The organism is Streptomyces filipinensis (assembly GCF_014649495.1).
In the GTDB taxonomy this organism is placed as follows: domain Bacteria; phylum Actinomycetota; class Actinomycetes; order Streptomycetales; family Streptomycetaceae; genus Streptomyces; species Streptomyces filipinensis.
In genome coordinates this window covers 118,478-136,465 of the sequence record NZ_BMTD01000003.1, presented here as the reverse complement: position 1 = coordinate 136,465, position 17,988 = coordinate 118,478, and the positions used below count along the sequence as shown (strand labels likewise).

The following is a 17,988-nucleotide window of genomic DNA, read 5'->3' as shown; positions in this document are numbered from 1 at the left end:
GCCCGCCCCCGCCGGTACGGCGCCACCGCGGGTCAGCCGAGGATCCGGACCGGGGCGCCGTCGAGGTAGGCCTGGATGTCCTCCACGGCCTGGCCGTAGTAGCGCGCGTAGTTGGCGCGGGACACATATCCCAGGTGCGGGGTGGCGAGCAGGCGCGGCGCGGTGCGCATCGGGTGGTCGGCGGGCAGCGGTTCCACGTCGAAGACGTCGACGCCGGCGCCGGCGATACGGCCGTCGCGCAGCGCGGCGAGCAGCGCGTCCTGGTCGACGATCGCGGCCCGCGAGGTGTTGATCAGATAGGCGGTCGGCTTGAGCAGGGCGAGTTCGGCGGCTCCGAGCAGCCCGCGGGTCCGCTCGCCCAGCGCGAGGTGCACGGACACGAAGTCGCTGTCCGCGAGCAGTTCCTCCTTGGCCGGGGCCAGCCGTACGCCGGCCTCGTCGGCGCGCTCCTTGGTGAGGTGCTGGCTCCAGGCGACGACGTCCATGCCGAAGGCGAGCCCGACCCGGGCGACCCGGCTGCCGATCCTGCCCAGGCCGAGCAGCCCGAGCGTGCGGCCGTGCAGGTCGGCGCCGACGGTCGACTGCCAGGGGCCGCCGTCGCGCAGGGCGTTGTTCTCCGGGACGATGCCGCGGGCGAGCCCGAGGAGCAGGGCCCAGGTGAGCTCGACCGGCGGGGTGCCGGAGCTCTCGGTCCCGCACACGGTGACGCCGCCGGCCTCGGCCGCCGCGTAGTCGATCACCGAGTTGCGCATGCCGGAGGCGATCAGGAGCTTCAGCCGGGGCAGCCGGTTCAGCAGGCCCGCCGGGAACGGCACCCGCTCGCGCAGCGTGATCACACAGTCGAAGTCGGCGAGCGCGGCGGCGAGCGCGTCCTCGCTCGCGAAGTGCTCGGTGAAGGAGACGACCTCCACCCGGTCGCCCAGCACCGACCAGTCGGCCGACGCGGCCGCCACGTCCTGGAAGTCGTCGAGTACGGCGCAGCGGAATCGCATGTCGTTCCTCCCCGGGGAAACGCGCTGTCGGTGCACGCGTGTGGGCATCGGCGGCCGCCCGGTCCGCGGCCGCCCGGCAGAAAGATCTTGCCCCAGTCGGTCCCGGCACCGGGGAACGGGTCCTCGTACGGGACCGGCGTACCCCCTACCTGCCGCTCTCCGCACGGATGCGGTCGAGCAGTTCGGGCAGCGCCGTGCCGATCGGCTCGCGTACGAGGTCGTCGGCGCGGTCGTCGTACGGCGTCGGCTCGGCGTTGACGATGATCAGCCGGGCGCCGTGGTCGGCGGCGACGCCGACGAGGCCGGCGGCGGGCTGGACCTGCAGGCTGCTGCCGACGGCGATGAAGACCGTGCAGGCCTTGCTGATCGCCACGGCCTCCCCGAGGACCACCGGGTCCAGGCGCTCGCCGAACATCACGGTGGCGGACTTGAGGATGCCACCGCACTCCAGACACGCCGGATCGTCCTCGCCGGCTTCGACCCGGGCGAGGGCGTCCTCCATCGGCCCCCGCGCCCCGCACCCGGTGCACACCACGCCGCGTGCGCTGCCGTGCAGCTCCAGCACCTTGCGGGCGGGCATCCCGGCCAGCTGGTGCAGCCCGTCCACGTTCTGCGTGATCACCCGCACCGGCACGCCGGAACGCTCCAGCTCGGCGACGGCCCGGTGCGCGGCGTTCGGCTCGGCCCGCAGCGTGCGGTTCTTCCGCCGCATCTGCCAGGACCGGCGCCGGATCTCCGGGTCCGCCATGTAGTACTCGTACGTCACCAGCTTCTCGGCCTCGGGATCCCGCCGCCACAGCCCGTTCGGACCGCGGTAGTCAGGGATCCCGGAATCGGTGGAGATGCCGGCGCCGCTGAGTAGGGCTACGAGAGGGCTGCTCATGGCCCGAGGGTAGGCCGCCCGCCTGCTCGGAGCGAACGGGTTTCGGGCGGCCCCGAGGGCCCCCGGCGGTGCCGGCCGCGAGGGGGCGCATCCGGTCTATGGTGGCGCCATGAGTGATCACTCCGAAGCTCCTGTCGCGCCCGTCGAGACCCCTGAACCCCCCTATTACGTCGCTGTCTTCACCTCGGTGCGGACCCAGGACCAGAGCGGCTACAGCGAGACCAGCGCACGCATGGAAGAGCTGGTGAAGGACGTCCCCGGGTTCCTGGGGATGGACCACGCGCAGACTCCCGGCGGGCTGGGCATCACCGTCGGGTACTTCCGCGACGCCGACGCCCTCGCGGAGTGGCGGAGCAACGCCGAGCACCGCGCGGCGCAGAAGCGCGGGCAAGCCGAGTGGTACCAGAGCTACACGCTGCACGTGGCGAAAGTGGAGCGGAGCCACGGTTTCACGCGAGCGTCGGTGCCGCAGCGCCCGGCAGCGGGCTGACCCGCCGAAGGGCGAAGGCTCTCCGACACGCCACCAGGTGCCGTGGGAGCGGAGAGGGCGGGTGCGCGCACCCGCCGCCCGGTCAGGCCACCCGGTGGCCGTTCTCCAGTTCCGCCGTGCCGGAGCCGTCCGCGAGGACGTCGAGGGCGGTCAGGACGCGGCGGCCGACGGCGCCGGGCAGGTGGGTGGTGATCTCCTCGCGCGGGACCAGGCGCCAGGAGAGCAGTTCCTCCTCCTGGAGGCGGATCGCCTTGAGGTCGGCGTCGGTGAGGACACCGCCGTCGTACAGGTACGCCACCAATGGCGGACGGGCCTCGCCGTGCACCCAGTCCACGGCCAGCAGCCGGCCGAGCTGCAGGTCCAGCCCGATCTCCTCCAGCGTCTCCCGGCGGGCGCCCTGGCGCGGGGTCTCCCCGTCGTCCGACTCGATCGTGCCGCCCGGCAGCGCCCAGCCCTCGCGGTAGTTGGGCTCGACCAGCAGCACGCGCCCCTCGGCGTCCCGGAAGAGCACGGCGGCACCGGCGAGGACACGGGGCAGGCTCGCGATGTACGTGGCGAAGTCAGGAGTCGTGGTCATTCAGGAAGGGTAACCAGCGGCCGTACGGCTACGGCGCGGGCGTCGCCAGGCGCAGGGTGCGTTCCGCCAGCGCACTGATCCGTACGCCGTCGAAGCCGAACACCGCGCTCCGTACCGTGTCCCGCAGCGGCTCCTTCCACTGGGCGGGGATCGCGTCCGCGCCGGTGAGGACCCCGGCCACCGAGCCGGCCGTCGCCCCGTTGGAGTCGGTGTCCAGGCCGCCGCGCACGGTCAGCGCGATGGTCCGGGTGAAGTCGCCGTCGCCGTAGAGCAGCCCGGCGGTGAGGACGGCGGCGTTCGGGACGGTGTGGATCCAGCCGAGCCCGGCGGTCTCCGCGGTCAGCGTGGCCAGGGTCTCCTCCCAGGGCAGCCGCGTCTCGTACAGGGTCATGACCCGTCGCACGGTACGGGCGAGCCGGCAGCTCGCCGGGACGACGGCGAGCGCGCACTCCAGCGCGTCCCGGACGGTCGGCGCGGTGAACGCCGCCGCGATCAGCGCGGCCGCCCACATCGCGCCGTAGACGCCGTTGCCGGTGTGCGAGAGCACCGCGTCCCGGCGGGCCAGGGAGGCGGCGCCGGCCGGGTCGCCGGGGTGGGTCCAGCCATGCACGTCGGCGCGGATCAGCGCGCCGATCCACTCCTGGTACGGGTTGTCGTACGTCGCCGTCAGCGGTGGCTTCAGCCCGTTCGCGAGGTTGCGGTACGCCGCCCGTTCCGCGGTGAAGGTCTGCAGGTACGGCAGCCTCAGCAGCCACAGATCGCCGACCTGCTCGGTGCTGAAGCCGAAGCCGTGCGTCTCCAGCAGGTGCAGGCCGAGGATCGCGTAGTCGACGTCGTCGTCGCGCACGCTGCCGTGGATCCGGCCGCGCACGCAGTCCCGCCACTCCGGGCGCAGTACGGCGGTCTCGGCCGGGTCGGCGGGCTCGGGCAGATAGTCGGTGAGGGGCAGCGCCTCGGCCTTGCGCAGATAGCGGTCGATGCGCTCGCGGGTCCACACCTCGCCCTGCTCGACCGGTTTGCCGAGCATGTTCCCCGCGATCCGGCCGAGCCAGCCGCCGTGGATGCGGTCGGCGAGGGCGGCGGGTCCGGGGCGCTGGCTGGTCATGGCTGGGGTCTACCCGTTTTCCCCAGGGTGCTCCCAGGTGCTTCCCAGCCTTCGGTCGGGGCATGACGGCGAGGGTGTCCTCCGGTTATGGTCGCAGCGGCGCGACTGGCCCTGACGTGCGCGGGGCCCGGAGAGCAAGGGGAAAGCAAGGTGGCGGACGCTGCAGTGAACGAGACCCGTCGGGTGCTCATCGCCGCGGACAAGTTCAAGGGCTCGCTGACGGCCGTGCAGGTCGCCGAGCGGGTGACGGCCGGGCTGCGCCGGGTCGTGCCGGATCTCCACGTCGAGGCGCTGCCCGTGGCCGACGGCGGCGACGGGACCGTGGACGCGGCGGTCGCGGCCGGTTTCGAGCGGCGGGAGGTCCGGGTCGCCGGACCGCTGGGCCAGGAGGTGACGGCCGCGTTCGCGCTGCGCGGCGACACCGCGGTCGTGGAGATGGCCGAGGCCAGCGGGTTGCAGCGCCTCCCGGCCGGCGTCTTCGCGCCGCTGACGGCCTCGACGTACGGCTCCGGCGAGCTGTTGCGGGCCGCGCTCGACGCGGGCGCGCGGACCATCGTGTTCGGCGTCGGCGGCAGCGCCACGACGGACGGCGGCGCGGGCATGCTGACCGCGCTGGGCGCACGGTTCCTGGACGAGGACGGGGAACCGGTCCCGCCCGGCGGCGGGGGGCTCGCCGATCTGGCGCGCGCGGATCTGTCCGGCCTGGACGCGCGGCTGTCGTCCGTGGAGCTGGTGCTCGCCAGCGACGTCGACAATCCGCTGACCGGGCCGAAGGGCGCCCCGGCGGTGTACGGCCCGCAGAAGGGCGCCTCGCCGGACGACGTGGCGACGCTGGACGCGGCGCTCGCCCACTTCGCCAAGGTGCTGGAGGCGGCGGTGGGGCCGCGTGCCGCCGAGCACGCGGTGGCACCGGGCGCGGGCGCCGCGGGCGGCATCGGCTACGGCGCCCTGCTCCTGGGGGCCGGGTTCCGGCCCGGCATCGAGGTCATGCTGGACGTCCTCGGCTTCGCGCCCGCGCTGGAGCGGGCCTCGCTGGTGATCACCGGTGAGGGGTCGCTGGACGAGCAGACGCTGCACGGGAAGGCGCCGGCCGGGGTCGCCGCGGCGGCCAGGGCCTCCGGCAAGGAGGTCGTGGCGGTGTGCGGGCGGCTGGCGCTGTCACCGGAGGCGCTGCGCGGGGCGGGGATCTCCCAGGCGTACCCGCTCACGTCCGTCGAGCCGGATGTCGCCCGGTGCATCGCGGACGCGGGGCCGATTCTGGAGCGGGTCGCGATCCGGATCGCCGAGGAGCACCTGAGCTGAGGCCCTGGGCGGCGCCGCCCCCGGAAGCGGCGCCTGTTCCGCCCGCCGGGGCGGAGCGCCGGAGCGGTCACCGGCGCCCGCCGGTGTCGTTCGGATCAGGCCGGCCGTGACGAACCGTACGGATCGGCGACGCCGGGATGAACCGGACGACTGCCCCTAGGCCACGTCCTTGCCCAGGACCCGCGTCATCTCCGCACCCACCTCGCGGCTGAGACCACCGTCGCAGGGGATGCCGAGGGCCAGCGCGAGATCCTTCCCGTGCAGGTCGGTGACCGCTTCGGCGAGGTCGGCGAACGCGGAGGCGGCGGCCCGTCCCCGGCCGGCCGCGGTCGCCGCGGCCAGCAGGCCGATGACCGCGGCGGGCCACCAGCACACCCCGAGCAGGAGGTAGGCCGCGGCCCAGGCGTGCAGGCGCGCCGCCGCGGCGAAGGCGGCGCGCGCCGTGTTGAGTTCGGCGCGGGTGCCGTCGGGGGCGAGGAGCCACAGGTGGGGCCAGGCGACGGTGAGGTCGAGCCGGTAGGCGTGCCAGACCCGGTGTTCGGGGGCGGTGATCCGGTCGCCGGCCCAGAACGGGTGCCGGGGCGCGGCGAGGGCGATACGGGCCCGGGCGGCGTGGTGGCGTTCGGCGGATTCGGTGAGCGGACCGGCGTCGCCGGCGCCGGCGATCGTGGCGCGACCGGCGGCCACCAGGGCGGTGCGGTAGGCGCGGTCGGCGTCCTGCCAGCGCCGCAGGCGACGGGCGGTCAGCCGGCGGGTGGCGGGTCCGCGCGCATCGGTGAGCCAGGCCTTCTCGCACCACGTTCCCACCGCCTGGACGGCGGCTCCCACGGCCGCGGCTCCGGCCAGGACGGCCAGCGCGGCCACCGCGAGGGCGCCCGGGCTGTGCGCGCCGGGGGCGGCGGCCAGGGCGTCCAGCCGGGCGCGCAGGCGTCCGGTGTCGTTCCAGTGCCGCTGGCCGAGGGTGCCGGCGGCGGCCAGCGCCGCCAGGTAGATCAGACCGGGGACCGCCAGGAGCGCCATCCAGCGTTCGGCGAGCCTGCCGCCGAGCGTGCTGAGGAAGGCGCTCACGGCCGCAGGGGGATCTCGCGCAGCGGCCGGTCGAAGACGAGGCACCGCGGCGTCCGGCCGGCGTCCGGGGCCTCGACCCGTGCGCAGTGCCCGAGGGGGCAGGCGAGCACATACAGCGGCGGGTGGCCGTGGCCGGCGCCCGGGAGGCGCTGGTAGGAGCCGGGGGTGGTGCGGTAGGAGCCGAGACCGGCGCTGTGCCCGGCGGCGAGGAGCAGGTCCTCCAGCTCGTCGAAGGCGTCCTCCAGTTCCCCGGGCGGACGGCCGCCGCGCACCTCGGCGAGGATGCGGTCGACGAGCTGCCGCATCGCCTCGTCGGCGGCCAGCTCGGCCGGCGTCGCCAGCAGCCTCCGGCACAGTTCCCCGAGCCGCTCGTGGCCCGGTCCGGGATCCATCACCGCTTTCTCCCTCCCCTGTGCGGATCAGCATAACGACCGTGCCCCTCGGGGCAGTTGGATATCGTGGAGTGTCATCTCGGCACACGGGGGCCGGTCATGCCGTATGAGGACGAAGCCACGTCGCCGGATCCGGCGCTGACAGCCGCGGCGTGGACGCGACGGTTCCAGCGCACGGGCGACCGCGGGGACCTGGACCAGGCGGTCGAGTGGTACCGGGCCGCACTGCGCCGCCCGATGGGCGCCGACCGGCGCAGGAGCTGCGAGGCGAACCTGCGCGCGGGCCTGTGGCTGCGGTGGCGGGCGTACGACGACGACCACGACCGGGACGAGCTGATCGCGCTGAGCGGAGCGGCGGCGGCCGAGGAGGGGGCGGCGGAGCAGGACCTCGTCTTCCTCGGGGTCGCGTCGGGCCGTCGCTTCGAGGACCTGCGCGACCGGCAGGACCTCGACCGGGCGGTCGGGGCGCTGCGGCGGGCCGTGGACCTCCCCCTGGAACGGAGCGACAACCGGGCGATGGCACTCGACTCCCTCGGCCGGCTGCTCGACATGCGGTACGAGGAGACGGGCGACCCGGGGGACCTGGCGGAGGCGGAGCGCGCGTTCCGCGGTGCGCTGAGCCATCTGCCGCCCGGCGACGCGGAACGCCCGACGAGCATGGACGGTCTCGCGCGGACCAGGGAGCACCGCTTCGGCCTGTCGGGGGACCTGGAGGCGCTGCGCGAGGGGCTCGACCTGCGGCGCGCGGCGTTGGCGGAGAGCCCGCCCGGGGCGCGGCACCGCGCCTTCGTCCTGGACGGCCTCGGTACGGCGCTGCGGACGTGGGTGGACGTCTCGCCCGACGAGTCCGCCGTCGCCGAGCTGCTCCGCGTCACCCGGACGGCCCTGGCCGAGGCCCCGGACCGGGCGGACTCCCCCCAGCGGCTGAACGCGCTGACCGGGCTGGGCGTGGCACTGCGGCTGGCCGCCGAGCACGGCGGCGACACGGCGCTGCTGCGTGAGTCGGTGGACCTGCTGCGCGCGGCCGTCCGGCACACGCCCCCGGCCGGCCGGGCCCGCGTGCACCGGCTGAACAGCCTGGGCAACGCCCTGCACCGGCTCGGCGAGCGGACCGGAGACGCGGCCCTGCTGGACGAGGCCGTCCAGGCGCTGCGGGAGGCCGTGGCCGGCAGCGGGCCCGGGCGGTCCGACGGCTTCGTGGCGAACCTCGCGGTCGCGCTGCGCGAGCGCTACCACCTGACCGGCGACCTGGCCGCCCTGCGCGAGGCCGCCGGCCTGGCCCGGCAGGCCGCCGGGTCCTCCGCCGCGCCCACCGACCTGGTTCATCTGGCCAACCTGGGAGTGGTCCTGCAGACCTGGTACGACCGGACCGGAGACGTCTCGGCGGCTGCCGAGGCCGTGGCGCTCGCCCGCGATGTGCTGGCCCGCACCGCCCAGGGCAGCCCGATGTGGACCGTCCGGGCGAACCACCTCGCCAACGCGCTGTCCGAGCGGTACGCCGCCGCGGGTCACCCGAACGACCTGGAGGAGGCGATCTCACTGCTGACCCGGGCAGCCGACGCCACGGCGTACGGCGACCCGGGTCAGGCCGACCTGCTGCACAACCTCGGCAAGACGCTGCTCACCAAGGCGCAGGCCACCGAGGACACGGCGGTGCTGGACCAGGCGGTCAGCACGCTGGGCCGGGCCGTGTGGGCGCCGTCCGGCGGGGACGCGGTGCACGCGAACCACCGGATGACGTACGCGAGCGCCCTGCGCACCCTGCACGAGGTCACCGGCGATCCGGGGGTGCTGCTGGCGGCCGAGGACGCCTACCGGCAGGTCGCCGCGATCGAGGCCCTCCCGGCCCACCGCCGGATCGAGGCGGCCCGCGACTGGGGCGTGGCCGCGGCCGACGCAGGGCGCTGGGACGAGGCGTTGCGGGGACACCGGCTGGCGGTGGAACTGCTGCCGTTCAGCGTCACGCGGCGGCTGGCGCGCAGCGACCGGGAGCACCGGCTCACACGGGCGCACGGTCTGGCCGCCGACGCCGCGGCGTGCGCCGTCAACGCAGGAGCGCCGGAACTGGCCGTCCAGCTGCTGGAGCACGGCCGGGGTGTGCTGCTCTGGCAGGCCGTCTCCGCGCGCGGGGAGTGGGAGCGGCTGCGCGCCGCGCACCCGGAGCAGGCCGGACTCTTCCTGCGCCTACGGGACCGCATCGACGCGCTGGACGCCGAGGAGCGGGAGCGGCCGGACGAGGAACGGTACCGGCTGGCCGCGGAGTGGGAACGGCTCGTCACCCGGATCCGCGCGCTGCCCGGCTTCGCCGACTTCCTCGCGGCACCGACGCTCGCCAGTTTGCTGGCCTGCGCAGACCGCGGGCCGGTGGTGCTCGCGTACTGCAGCGGGTACCGCAGCGACGCGCTGGTCCTGCGGCCGGAGGGGGTGCTGGTGGTGCCGCTGCCGCAGGTCACCCCGGTGACGGTGGAGCACCAGGTGACCCGGCTGGACGAGGCGCTCGCGGCGGCCACCGACCCCGCCGGGGAACGGCAGGCCCAGCGGACCCTCGCGGATGTGCTGGGCTGGGCGTGGGACCACGTCGCCGAACCCGTTCTCGCCCGCCTCGGTCTGCTCGACGCGCCGTCCGGCGACGACTGGCCCCGGCTGTGGTGGTCGCCGGGCGGCGCGCTCGCCGCGCTGCCGCTGCACGCGGCAGGCCGTCCCGGCGGACACCGCTCCGTCCTGGACCGGGTGGTCTCCTCGTACACGCCGACCGTGCGCACGCTGGCGTACGCCCGGGCCCGGGCGGCGGGGCCGGTGCCCCCGGGCCGTCTGCTGGCCGTGGCGCAGCCCGTGACACCCGGCGCCCGGCCGCTCGGCGGTGCCCGGCGCGAGGTCGCGGAGCTGGCGAAGCTCCTGCCGTTCGACCTGATCACCGGCGCCGACGCGACGCTCGAACGGGTGGTGCGGGCGCTGCCCGAGCACCCGTACGCCCACTTCGCCTGCCACGGGGTGAGCGATCCGGACGATCCGTCGAACGCCCGCCTGCTCGTCCACGACCACCGGCGAGAGCCCTTGACGGTCCGCCGGATCTCCCGGCTGGACCTGCCGCGGGCGCGGCTCGCGGTCCTGTCGGCCTGTGAGACCGCGCGGGGCGCCGAACGGCTGGCGGACGAGTCCATCCACATCACCTCGGCGTTCCAGGTCGCCGGCTACCCCCACGCCATCGGAACGCTCTGGCCGGTGCACGACGCGGTGGCGGTGCGGGTGGCCAGGAGTCTGTACCGGCACCTGCGCGACGGCCGTGAAGCCGACGCGCCGGGCCTCGACACCGGGCGGAGCGCCCTCGCCCTGCACCAGGCCGTCAGGGAGTGCCGCGCGGCCTTCCCCCGTACGCCCAGCCTGTGGGCCGCCCATGTGCACTCAGGCCCCTGACGGACAGAACAGGCAGAACAGGCAGAACTGGCAGGACGGATAGAACGGACAGGACGACAGGGTAAAGAGGACGGGAAGGGAGCTGATCCGCCATGGCCCGGTGGTGGCACGGCCGTTCGAGGAACCCGGACGATCCACCCGAACCGGGGACGGAGGCAGAACCGGAGCCGGGGTTCCCGTCGACGGCCGAGTGGGTCGCCACGCTGACGGGCCCGGACGGAACCGAGGAGGAGCTCTTCCGGCTCCCCATCCCCGCCGACCAGCACTTCGGCATGAAGGCCAACGCCGCTCTGGAGCGGCTCGGGCCGGACCACCCCGAGACGCTGGCCGCCTTCCGCGACTACGCCCGGGTGCTCGCACAGGTGAAGGAGCGCCGGGCGGAGGCCTGCGAGCGTCTGACGGAGCTGGTGCGGGTGCAGTCGCGGGTGCTGGGCTACGCGCACGAGGACACCCTGACGACGGCCGCGGACCTGGCCGGTCTGTTCAAGACGATGGGAGAGCTCGGCCGGGCGGAGGAGCTGGGCCGCAACGTCTGGGACAACCGAGCCGCGCTGCTGGGCCGCGACCACCCCGACACCCTCCGCAGCGCCGTCCACCTCGCCGAGGTGCTGGAGGCCCTGCGACGCGTGCCGGAGGCCACCGCGCTGCGCAGGGACGTCCTGGAACGCCGCAGGCGCGCGCTCGGACCGGACCACCCCGACACGCTGTCCGCCGCCAACGGCCATGCGATCTCCCTGATCAAGGCGGGCCGCTGGGAGGAGGCCGAACGGGAGCTGAGGGACCTGATCGGCCGGCTGGAGCGACGTGGCGAGCGCGAGGACGAACTGCTCCACGCACGGGCCAACCTCGGCGCCGCCCTGTGCCGGATCGGCCGGCTGCGCGAGGCGCAGACGGTGCTGCGCGAGGTCCTGGCCGAGTACGAGCGCACCAAGGGCCGGGATCACAGGGACGCCCTGCCGGTCCGCAACAACCTCGCCGCCGTCCTGCACGCCAGGGGCCGCTGTGCGGCGGCCGTGGTCGTGCTGCGCGAGGTCGAGGCCGGCACGGTCCGGCTGTACGGCGACAGTCACCCCGAGACCCTGCACGCCCGGGAGAACCTGGCGAACGTCCTGGTCGACGCCGGGCGACGGCAGGAGGCGGCTCGACTGCTGGGCAGCTGCCTCGACGGTTACCGCCGGGTGTTCGGCCCCGGCCACCCCCTGGCCCGCTCCGCCGCCGAGCGCCTCGAGCAGCTGCGCGACCCCTCGGCCTAGCGGCGGCGCCCGTGTCCCGCCGCGGCGGCACAGGCACAGGCGAAGGGCCCTGGACCAACCCGGTCCAGGGCCCTTCGCGCGGTCGGTCCGCGGTTACGGCAGCTGCGCCGTCCGCGCCTCGCGCCGATTGTCACGGAAGTTGTTCACCCGCCGAGCCGTGGCGAACAACGGGATGACCGCGCCCATGACCAGTTGCAGCGCACAGCCCGTCTGCAGCAGGAGCTGGCCGCTCGGCGCGTCGAAGGCCCACGCCGCCAGCAGACCCATGGACAGCACGATCCAGGACAGCATGGCCCCGGCCAGGCGTCCCCTCGGCTTCGGGTACTCCACCCGGCTCACCATCAGCCAGGCCGTCCCGAGGATCGCCAGCAGCGTCGCCACGAAGGGCAGCTCCAGCAGCACGATCGAGACGACCGTCAGCGCGCCGAACGGCGAGGGCATGCCCTGGAACATGCCGTCCTTCATCGTCACGCACGAGAAGCGCGCCAGACGCAGCACGACGGCCAGGAGCACCACGATTGCCCCGAGCGCCGCGACTCTCTGGTGCGCGTCGTCCGCGACCATGCCGTAGACCAGCACGAAGTACGCGGGCGCGAGCCCGAAGCTGATCAGGTCGGACAGGTTGTCCAGCTCCGCGCCCATGGGCGACGAGCGCAGCTTGCGCGCGACCAGGCCGTCGAACAGGTCGAAGACGGCCGCGCAGAGCATCAGGATGACGGCCGTGGCCGCGCTGTGCCGCGCCATGCCCGCGGACTCGTCGTTGCCTGTCAGATGCGGGATCAGGATGCCGGTGGTGGTGAAGTACACCGCCATGAAGCCGCACGTGGCATTGCCCAGGGTGAGGGTGTCCGCTATCGACAGGCGGAGCGAGAGGGGCATCTCCTCCTCGTCGTCCACCTCGTCGGCCTCGGGCACCCAGCCGGCCTGGGTCTCCGGATCAATCACGGTCAATGCGAGTCACCCCAGCCACGGTCTTCTGCCCGACCTCGACCGCGACCTCCACGCCCTCGGGCAGGTAGAGGTCGACACGCGAGCCGAAGCGGATCAGACCGATTCGGTCGCCCTGCTCGACCTTCGTGCCCTCGGGAAGGTAGGGCACGATGCGGCGGGCCACCGCGCCAGCGATCTGGATCATCTCGATGTCGCCGAGTTCGGTGTCGAAATGCCAGACTACGCGCTCGTTGTTCTCGCTCTCCTTATTGAAAGCCGGAACAAAGCCGCCGGGGATGTGCTCGACGGACGTCACCGTGCCCGCGAGGGGCGCGCGGTTGACGTGGACGTTCAGCGGGCTCATGAAGATCGCGACGCGGGTGCGTCCGTCCTTCCACGGCATGATGCTCTGCACCACACCGTCGGCGGGCGAGATGACCCGGCCCTGGGCGATCTCGCGCTCGGGGTCGCGGAAGAACCACAGCATGCCGGCCGCGAGCGCGGTGGCGGGTACGGCCACGGCACGGGCCGCGCCGGAGCGGCGGGCACGGGCCAGGCTGAGGGCTGCGGTGGCGACGGTCGGGAGAAGCCACGGCGATGCTCCGCGCGCGAGGCGTACGCCGGCTCGGCTGTCGCGAGGTGCAGAGGTTTGGCTGTGGGGCATGGATGACCTTCGTAGCGGATGATGCCGCGCTAGACGGGGGACGGCGGCTTTCCGGGGATCGTACCGGGCGCGGGCCGCAACTGGGCAAGCTGGGAAGCCGAGTCGGCGGCCGAAGACCGTCTACGGGGTGTGATCTTCTTCTCGAAGAAAACACCCCGTATCCGGACAATCAGCCCTGGAACCGATACTCTTCGAGCAGTCTGCGCCCAATGATCATTTTCTGGATCTCGGCGGTACCTTCACCGATGAGCAGCATCGGGGCCTCGCGGTAGAGGCGCTCGATCTCGTACTCCTTGGAGAAGCCGTAGCCGCCGTGGATCCGGAAGGCGTCCTCCACGACCTCCTTGCAGTACTCGGAGGCCAGGTACTTCGCCATCCCGGCCTCGAGGTCGTTCCGCTCGCCGGAGTCCTTCTTGCGTGCCGCGTTGACCATCATCGCATGCGCGGCCTCGACCTTGGTCGCCATCTCCGCCAGTTTGAACTGGATGGCCTGGTGCTGGGCGATCGGCTTGCCGAAGGTGTGCCGCTGCTGGGCGTACTGCACACCCAGCTCGAAGGCGCGCTGGGCGACCCCGCAGCCACGCGCCGCCACGTTGACGCGGCCGACCTCCACGCCGTCCATCATTTGGTAAAAACCTCGGCCGGTGACCCCGCCGAGCACCCGATCGGCGGGCAGCCGCAGGCCGTCCATGATCAGCTCGGTGGTGTCGACGCCCTTGTAGCCCATCTTCTCGATCTTGCCGGGGATGGTGAGGCCGGGGCGGACCTCGCCGAAGCCCGGCTCCTTCTCGATCAGGAAGGTCGTCATCGACTTGTGGGGCGCCGTACCCTCGGGGTGTCCTTCGTCACTCCGGACGAGAACGGCCACGAGCGACGAGGTGCCGCCGTTCGTCAGCCACATCTTCTGACCGTTCAGGACGTACTCGTCGCCGTCCTTGACCGCCTTCGACGTGATCGCCGACACATCGGAGCCCAGACCCGGCTCCGACATCGAGAAGGCGCCCCGGATGTCGCCGGCCGCCATGCGGGGCAGGAAGTGGTCCTTCTGCTCCTGCGTGCCGTGCTGCTTGAGCATGTACGCGACGATGAAGTGGGTGTTGATGATGCCGGACACCGACATCCACCCGCGGGCGATCTCCTCCACGCACAGCGCGTACGTGAGGAGCGACTCGCCCAGGCCCCCGTACTCCTCGGGGATCATCAGACCGAACAGGCCGAGTTCCTTCAGGCCGTCCACGATCTGCTGCGGGTACTCGTCGCGGTGCTCCAGCCCGGTGGCGACAGGAATGATCTCCTTGTCGACAAAGTCCCGAACCGTGGAGAGGATCTCCTGCTGGACGTCGGTCAGACCGGCGGTCTGGGCGAGACGGGCCATGGCTTACTTCTCCGACTTCTTTTCCGCAGGTGCGGTCAGCTCCGGGCGGCCCGGCTGCTCGCCGCCGCGCTCCTTGATGTACGTCTCGGTGGGCACCATCACCTTGCGGCGGAAGACGCACACCAGGGTGCCGTCCTGCTTGTAGCCCTTGGTCTCGACGTAGACGATCCCGCGGTCGTTCTTCGACTTCGACGGCCACTTGTCCAGCACGGTCGTCTCGCCGTAGATCGTGTCGCCGTGGAAGGTCGGCGCCACGTGCTTGAGCGACTCGATCTCCAGGTTGGCGATCGCCTTGCCCGAGATGTCCGGGACGGACATGCCGAGCAGCAGGGAGTAGATGTAGTTCCCGACGACGACGTTCTTGCCGAAGTCCGTCGTCTTCTCCGCATAGTTCGTGTCCATGTGGAGCGGGTGGTGGTTCATGGTGAGGAGACAGAACAGGTGGTCGTCGTACTCCGTGACCGTCTTGCCCGGCCAGTGCTTGTACGTCGCCCCGACCTCGAACTCCTCGTAGGTGCGTCCGAACTGCATCGCGCTCAGGGCTCCTTAGCTGGCGGGGATCTCGAACTTCGACGTGCGCTGCATGCCGGCGGCCCGGCCCTTGCCCGAGATGACCAGGGCCATCTTGCGGCTCGCCTCGTCGATCATCTCGTCGCCGAGCATCGCGGAGCCCTTCTTGCCGCCCGCCTCGGACGTGTAGTAGTCGTACGCGTCCAGGATCAGCTCGGCGTGGTCGTAGTCCTCCTGGGACGGCGAGAAGATCTCGTTGGACGCCTCGACCTGGCCCGGGTGCAGCACCCACTTGCCGTCGAAACCGAGCGCGGCGGCGCGCTGGGCGACCTCGCGGTAGCCCTCGACGTTGCGGATCTGCAGGTAGGGGCCGTCGATCGCCTGGAGGTTGTTGGCGCGGGCGGCCATCAGGATCTTCATCAGGATGTAGTGGTAGGCGTCCGCCGGGTAGCCGGGCGGCTGCTCGCCCACGACCAGCGACTTCATGTTGATGGAGGCCATGAAGTCGGCCGGGCCGAAGATGATGGTCTCGACGCGCGGGGAGGCCTGCGCGATCGCGTTGACGTTGTTCAGGCCCTGGGCGTTCTCGATCTGCGCCTCGATGCCGATCTTGCCGACCTCGAAGCCCATGGTCTTCTCGATCTGGGTGAGGAGGAGGTCGAGCGCGACGACCTGCTCGGCGCTCTGCACCTTCGGCAGCATGATGCAGTCGAGGTTCTGGCCGGCGCCCTCGACGACCGTGACGACGTCCCGGTACGTCCACTCGGTCGTCCAGTCGTTCACGCGCACGACCCGCGTCTTGCCCGTCCAGTCGCCCTCGTTGAGGAACTTGACGATGGTGTGCCGCGCCTCGGGCTTGGCGAGCGGCGCGCAGGCGTCCTCCAGGTCCAGGAAGACCTGGTCCGCCGGGAGGCCCTGCGCCTTCTCCAGGAAGCGCGGGTTCGAGCCCGGCACGGCCAGGCAGGAGCGCCGCGGGCGAAGGCGGTTGACGGGGGTGGTCATGCGGGGACCTCCAGGGGGTCGAGCTTGTTCGCTTTCCGGATCTCGTCGACGATGCGGCCGATGATTCCGGTGATGTCGAAGTCCTTCGGGGTGAAGACGGCGGCCACTCCGGCTGCCCTGAGCTGCTCGGCGTCACCGTTGGGGATGATGCCACCAGCGATCACCGGTATATCTGTGGCACCGGCCACACGCAGCCGCTGGAGCACGTCCGGGACCAGCTGGGCGTGCGAGCCGGACAGGATCGACAGGCCCACCGCGTGCACGTCCTCGGCCAGAGCCGCGTCCACGATCTGCTCGGGCGTCAGCCGGATGCCCTGGTAGACCACCTCGAAGCCGGCGTCACGGGCGCGCACGGCGATCTGCTCGGCGCCGTTGGAGTGCCCGTCCAGGCCCGGCTTGCCGACCAGGAAGCGCAGCTTGCCGACGCCCAGGTCGCGGGCGGTGGCGTCCACCTTGGCCCGCACCTCGGCCAGCGCGGAGCCCGGCTCGGCGGTGACCGCCACCGGCGCGGAGGAGACCCCGGTGGGCGCCCGGAACTCGCCGAACACCTCGCGCAGGGCCCCGGCCCACTCGCCGGTCGTGACCCCGGCGCGGGCGCACTCCAGCGTGGCCTCCATCAGGTTGTCCGTGCCCTTGGCGGCCTCCTTCAGCCGCTCCAGCGCCTTGCAGGGGCGCGGGTGGTTGAAGGGCGGCTGGTAGCGCGTGTCGCGCCAGTTCTGCAGCGAGGCGATGACCTGGGCCTCGACCGCCGGGTCGACCGTCTGGATCGCGGTGTCCAGGTCGGCCGTCAGCGGGTTCGGCTCGGTGCCCTCGAAGGCGTTGACACCGATGATCTTCTCCTCGCCGGACTCGATCCGGGCCCGGCGTTCGGCGTGCGAGGAGACCAGCTGGGACTTCAGGTAGCCGGACTCCACGGCGGCCATCGCGCCGCCCATCTCCTGGATCCGGTCGATCTCCGCGAGGGCGTCGCCGACGAGCTGGTCGACCTTCGCCTCGATCACCTTCGAGCCCTCGAAGATGTCCTCGTACTCCAGCAGGTCGCTCTCGTAGGCGAGCACCTGCTGGATGCGCAGGCTCCACTGCTGGTCCCAGGGCCGGGGCAGGCCCAGCGCCTCGTTCCAGGCCGGCAGCTGCACGGCACGCGCGCGGGCGTCCTTGGACAGCGTCACGGCCAGCATCTCCAGCACGATCCGCTGGACGTTGTTCTCCGGCTGCGCCTCGGTCAGGCCGAGCGAGTTGACCTGGACGCCGTAGCGGAAGCGGCGCTGCTTGGGGTTCTCGATGCCGTACCGCTCGCGTGTGACCTTGTCCCAGATGCGGCCGAACGCCCGCATCTTGCACATCTCCTCGATGAAGCGGACGCCCGCGTTCACGAAGAAGGAGATACGGGCGACGACATCACCCATGCGCTCCTGCGGCACCTGGCCGGAGTCGCGCACGGCGTCCAGGACGGCGATCGCGGTGGACATGGCGTACGCGATCTCCTGCACCGGCGTGGCCCCGGCCTCCTGCAGGTGGTAGCTGCAGATGTTGATCGGGTTCCACTTCGGGATGTGGGAGACCGTGTACGCGATCATGTCCGTCGTCAGGCGGAGCGACGGGCCCGGCGGGAAGACGTGCGTCCCGCGGGACAGGTACTCCTTGACGATGTCGTTCTGGGTCGTGCCCTGGAGCTTGGTGATGTCCGCGCCCTGCTCCTCGGCGACGACCTGGTAGAGCGCCAGCAGCCACATGGCGGTGGCATTGATCGTCATCGAGGTGTTCATCTGCTCCAGGGGGATGTCCTGGAACAGCCGGCGCATGTCACCGAGGTGCGCGACGGGCACGCCGACCCGGCCGACCTCGCCGCGGGCGAGGATGTGGTCGGAGTCGTAGCCGGTCTGTGTCGGCAGGTCGAAAGCCACCGACAGACCGGTCTGACCCTTCGCCAGGTTGCGCCGGTACAGCTCGTTGGACGCCTCCGCCGTCGAGTGACCGGCGTACGTCCGCATGAGCCACGGACGGTCCTTCTGACGCTCTGTCATCTAAGGC

At 72.5% G+C, this 17,988-nt stretch carries 16 protein-coding genes; 4 read left to right on the top strand and 12 right to left on the bottom strand.

Annotation, left to right across the window (positions count from 1 at the left end; genetic code table 11):
- Positions 1-32: 32 nt before the first annotated feature.
- Positions 33-992, bottom strand: coding sequence for a D-2-hydroxyacid dehydrogenase family protein (locus IE244_RS09140; RefSeq protein ID WP_191872344.1), 960 nt, complete (start codon positions 990-992; stop codon positions 33-35).
- 145 nt (positions 993-1,137) lie between these two features.
- Complete coding sequence (locus IE244_RS09135; RefSeq protein WP_191872342.1) at positions 1,138-1,875, bottom strand: SIR2 family NAD-dependent protein deacylase; 738 nt, start codon at positions 1,873-1,875, stop codon at positions 1,138-1,140.
- Positions 1,876-1,984: 109 nt separating this feature from the next.
- Here IE244_RS09135 and IE244_RS09130 point away from each other — a divergent pair, with 109 nt between their 5' ends.
- The gene (locus tag IE244_RS09130) at positions 1,985-2,365 is read left to right on the top strand and encodes an antibiotic biosynthesis monooxygenase family protein (protein WP_191872340.1); all 381 of its coding nucleotides are present in this window, start codon (positions 1,985-1,987) and stop codon (positions 2,363-2,365) included.
- 82 nt (positions 2,366-2,447) lie between these two features.
- Here the strand turns inward: IE244_RS09130 and IE244_RS09125 are convergent, their stop codons facing one another.
- Together IE244_RS09125 and IE244_RS09120 are read right to left on the bottom strand one after the other, a co-directional pair.
- Positions 2,448-2,942: an NUDIX domain-containing protein gene (locus IE244_RS09125; protein WP_191872338.1), complete on the bottom strand. Its 495-nt coding sequence runs from the start codon at positions 2,940-2,942 to the stop codon at positions 2,448-2,450.
- Positions 2,943-2,970: 28 nt separating this feature from the next.
- Entirely contained in the window at positions 2,971-4,047 is a 1,077-nt protein-coding gene (locus tag IE244_RS09120) for an ADP-ribosylglycohydrolase family protein (protein WP_191872336.1), read from the bottom strand.
- Positions 4,048-4,212: 165 nt separating this feature from the next.
- On the opposite strand from IE244_RS09120, the gene IE244_RS09115 reads away from it, so the two are divergent.
- Positions 4,213-5,349, top strand: a complete 1,137-nt coding sequence (locus IE244_RS09115) for a glycerate kinase (protein ID WP_191872334.1) — start codon at positions 4,213-4,215, stop codon at positions 5,347-5,349.
- Between the two features lie 156 nt (positions 5,350-5,505).
- Here IE244_RS09115 and IE244_RS09110 read toward each other — a convergent pair whose 3' ends face one another.
- Positions 5,506-6,417, bottom strand: coding sequence for a hypothetical protein (locus tag IE244_RS09110; protein ID WP_191872332.1), 912 nt, complete (start codon positions 6,415-6,417; stop codon positions 5,506-5,508).
- Positions 6,414-6,809 carry a hypothetical protein gene (locus IE244_RS09105; protein ID WP_191872330.1) on the bottom strand — a complete coding sequence of 132 codons (396 nt, stop codon included), beginning with the start codon at positions 6,807-6,809 and terminating at the stop codon, positions 6,414-6,416. The genes IE244_RS09110 and IE244_RS09105 overlap by 4 nt, the downstream gene beginning before the upstream one ends.
- Positions 6,810-6,908: 99 nt before the next feature.
- On the opposite strand from IE244_RS09105, the gene IE244_RS09100 reads away from it, so the two are divergent.
- Positions 6,909-10,223, top strand: coding sequence for a CHAT domain-containing protein (locus IE244_RS09100; protein WP_191872328.1), 3,315 nt, complete (start codon positions 6,909-6,911; stop codon positions 10,221-10,223).
- Between the two features lie 92 nt (positions 10,224-10,315).
- A complete protein-coding gene (locus IE244_RS09095) occupies positions 10,316-11,476 on the top strand; it encodes a tetratricopeptide repeat protein (RefSeq protein WP_191872326.1) in 1,161 nt (386 codons plus the stop codon).
- 93 nt (positions 11,477-11,569) lie between these two features.
- On the opposite strand, the gene pssA is transcribed toward IE244_RS09095, so the two are convergent.
- From pssA to IE244_RS09065, 6 genes are all read right to left on the bottom strand, one after another.
- On the bottom strand, positions 11,570-12,391 hold the full coding sequence (pssA, locus tag IE244_RS09090; protein ID WP_191872883.1) for a CDP-diacylglycerol--serine O-phosphatidyltransferase: 822 nt from the start codon (positions 12,389-12,391) through the stop codon (positions 11,570-11,572).
- Between the two features lie 22 nt (positions 12,392-12,413).
- A complete protein-coding gene (locus IE244_RS09085) occupies positions 12,414-13,070 on the bottom strand; it encodes a phosphatidylserine decarboxylase (RefSeq protein ID WP_031168229.1) in 657 nt (218 codons plus the stop codon).
- A gap of 169 nt (positions 13,071-13,239) precedes the next feature.
- Positions 13,240-14,445: an acyl-CoA dehydrogenase family protein gene (locus IE244_RS09080; protein ID WP_191872324.1), complete on the bottom strand. Its 1,206-nt coding sequence runs from the start codon at positions 14,443-14,445 to the stop codon at positions 13,240-13,242.
- 3 nt (positions 14,446-14,448) lie between these two features.
- Entirely contained in the window at positions 14,449-14,976 is a 528-nt protein-coding gene (locus IE244_RS09075; protein WP_031168225.1) for a MaoC family dehydratase, read from the bottom strand.
- 15 nt (positions 14,977-14,991) lie between these two features.
- The gene (locus IE244_RS09070) at positions 14,992-15,957 is read right to left on the bottom strand and encodes an HpcH/HpaI aldolase/citrate lyase family protein (protein WP_191872322.1); all 966 of its coding nucleotides are present in this window, start codon (positions 15,955-15,957) and stop codon (positions 14,992-14,994) included.
- On the bottom strand, positions 15,954-17,981 hold the full coding sequence (locus tag IE244_RS09065; RefSeq protein ID WP_191872320.1) for an ethylmalonyl-CoA mutase: 2,028 nt from the start codon (positions 17,979-17,981) through the stop codon (positions 15,954-15,956). The genes IE244_RS09070 and IE244_RS09065 overlap by 4 nt, the downstream gene beginning before the upstream one ends.
- Positions 17,982-17,988: the final 7 nt, after the last annotated feature.

What these genes read in the sequence shown, in the direction of transcription:
- IE244_RS09140 (WP_191872344.1), bottom strand. Translation starts at nt 992, where the DNA reads ATGCGATTCCGCTGCGCCGTACTCGACGACTTCCAGGACGTGGCGGCC.
- IE244_RS09135 (WP_191872342.1), bottom strand. Translation starts at nt 1,875, where the DNA reads ATGAGCAGCCCTCTCGTAGCCCTACTCAGCGGCGCCGGCATCTCCACC.
- IE244_RS09130 (WP_191872340.1), top strand. Translation starts at nt 1,985, where the DNA reads ATGAGTGATCACTCCGAAGCTCCTGTCGCGCCCGTCGAGACCCCTGAA.
- IE244_RS09125 (WP_191872338.1), bottom strand. Translation starts at nt 2,942, where the DNA reads ATGACCACGACTCCTGACTTCGCCACGTACATCGCGAGCCTGCCCCGT.
- IE244_RS09120 (WP_191872336.1), bottom strand. Translation starts at nt 4,047, where the DNA reads ATGACCAGCCAGCGCCCCGGACCCGCCGCCCTCGCCGACCGCATCCAC.
- IE244_RS09105 (WP_191872330.1), bottom strand. Translation starts at nt 6,809, where the DNA reads ATGGATCCCGGACCGGGCCACGAGCGGCTCGGGGAACTGTGCCGGAGG.
- IE244_RS09100 (WP_191872328.1), top strand. Translation starts at nt 6,909, where the DNA reads ATGCCGTATGAGGACGAAGCCACGTCGCCGGATCCGGCGCTGACAGCC.
- IE244_RS09095 (WP_191872326.1), top strand. Translation starts at nt 10,316, where the DNA reads ATGGCCCGGTGGTGGCACGGCCGTTCGAGGAACCCGGACGATCCACCC.
- IE244_RS09085 (WP_031168229.1), bottom strand. Translation starts at nt 13,070, where the DNA reads ATGCCCCACAGCCAAACCTCTGCACCTCGCGACAGCCGAGCCGGCGTA.
- IE244_RS09080 (WP_191872324.1), bottom strand. Translation starts at nt 14,445, where the DNA reads ATGGCCCGTCTCGCCCAGACCGCCGGTCTGACCGACGTCCAGCAGGAG.
- IE244_RS09075 (WP_031168225.1), bottom strand. Translation starts at nt 14,976, where the DNA reads ATGCAGTTCGGACGCACCTACGAGGAGTTCGAGGTCGGGGCGACGTAC.
- IE244_RS09070 (WP_191872322.1), bottom strand. Translation starts at nt 15,957, where the DNA reads ATGACCACCCCCGTCAACCGCCTTCGCCCGCGGCGCTCCTGCCTGGCC.
- IE244_RS09065 (WP_191872320.1), bottom strand. Translation starts at nt 17,981, where the DNA reads ATGACAGAGCGTCAGAAGGACCGTCCGTGGCTCATGCGGACGTACGCC.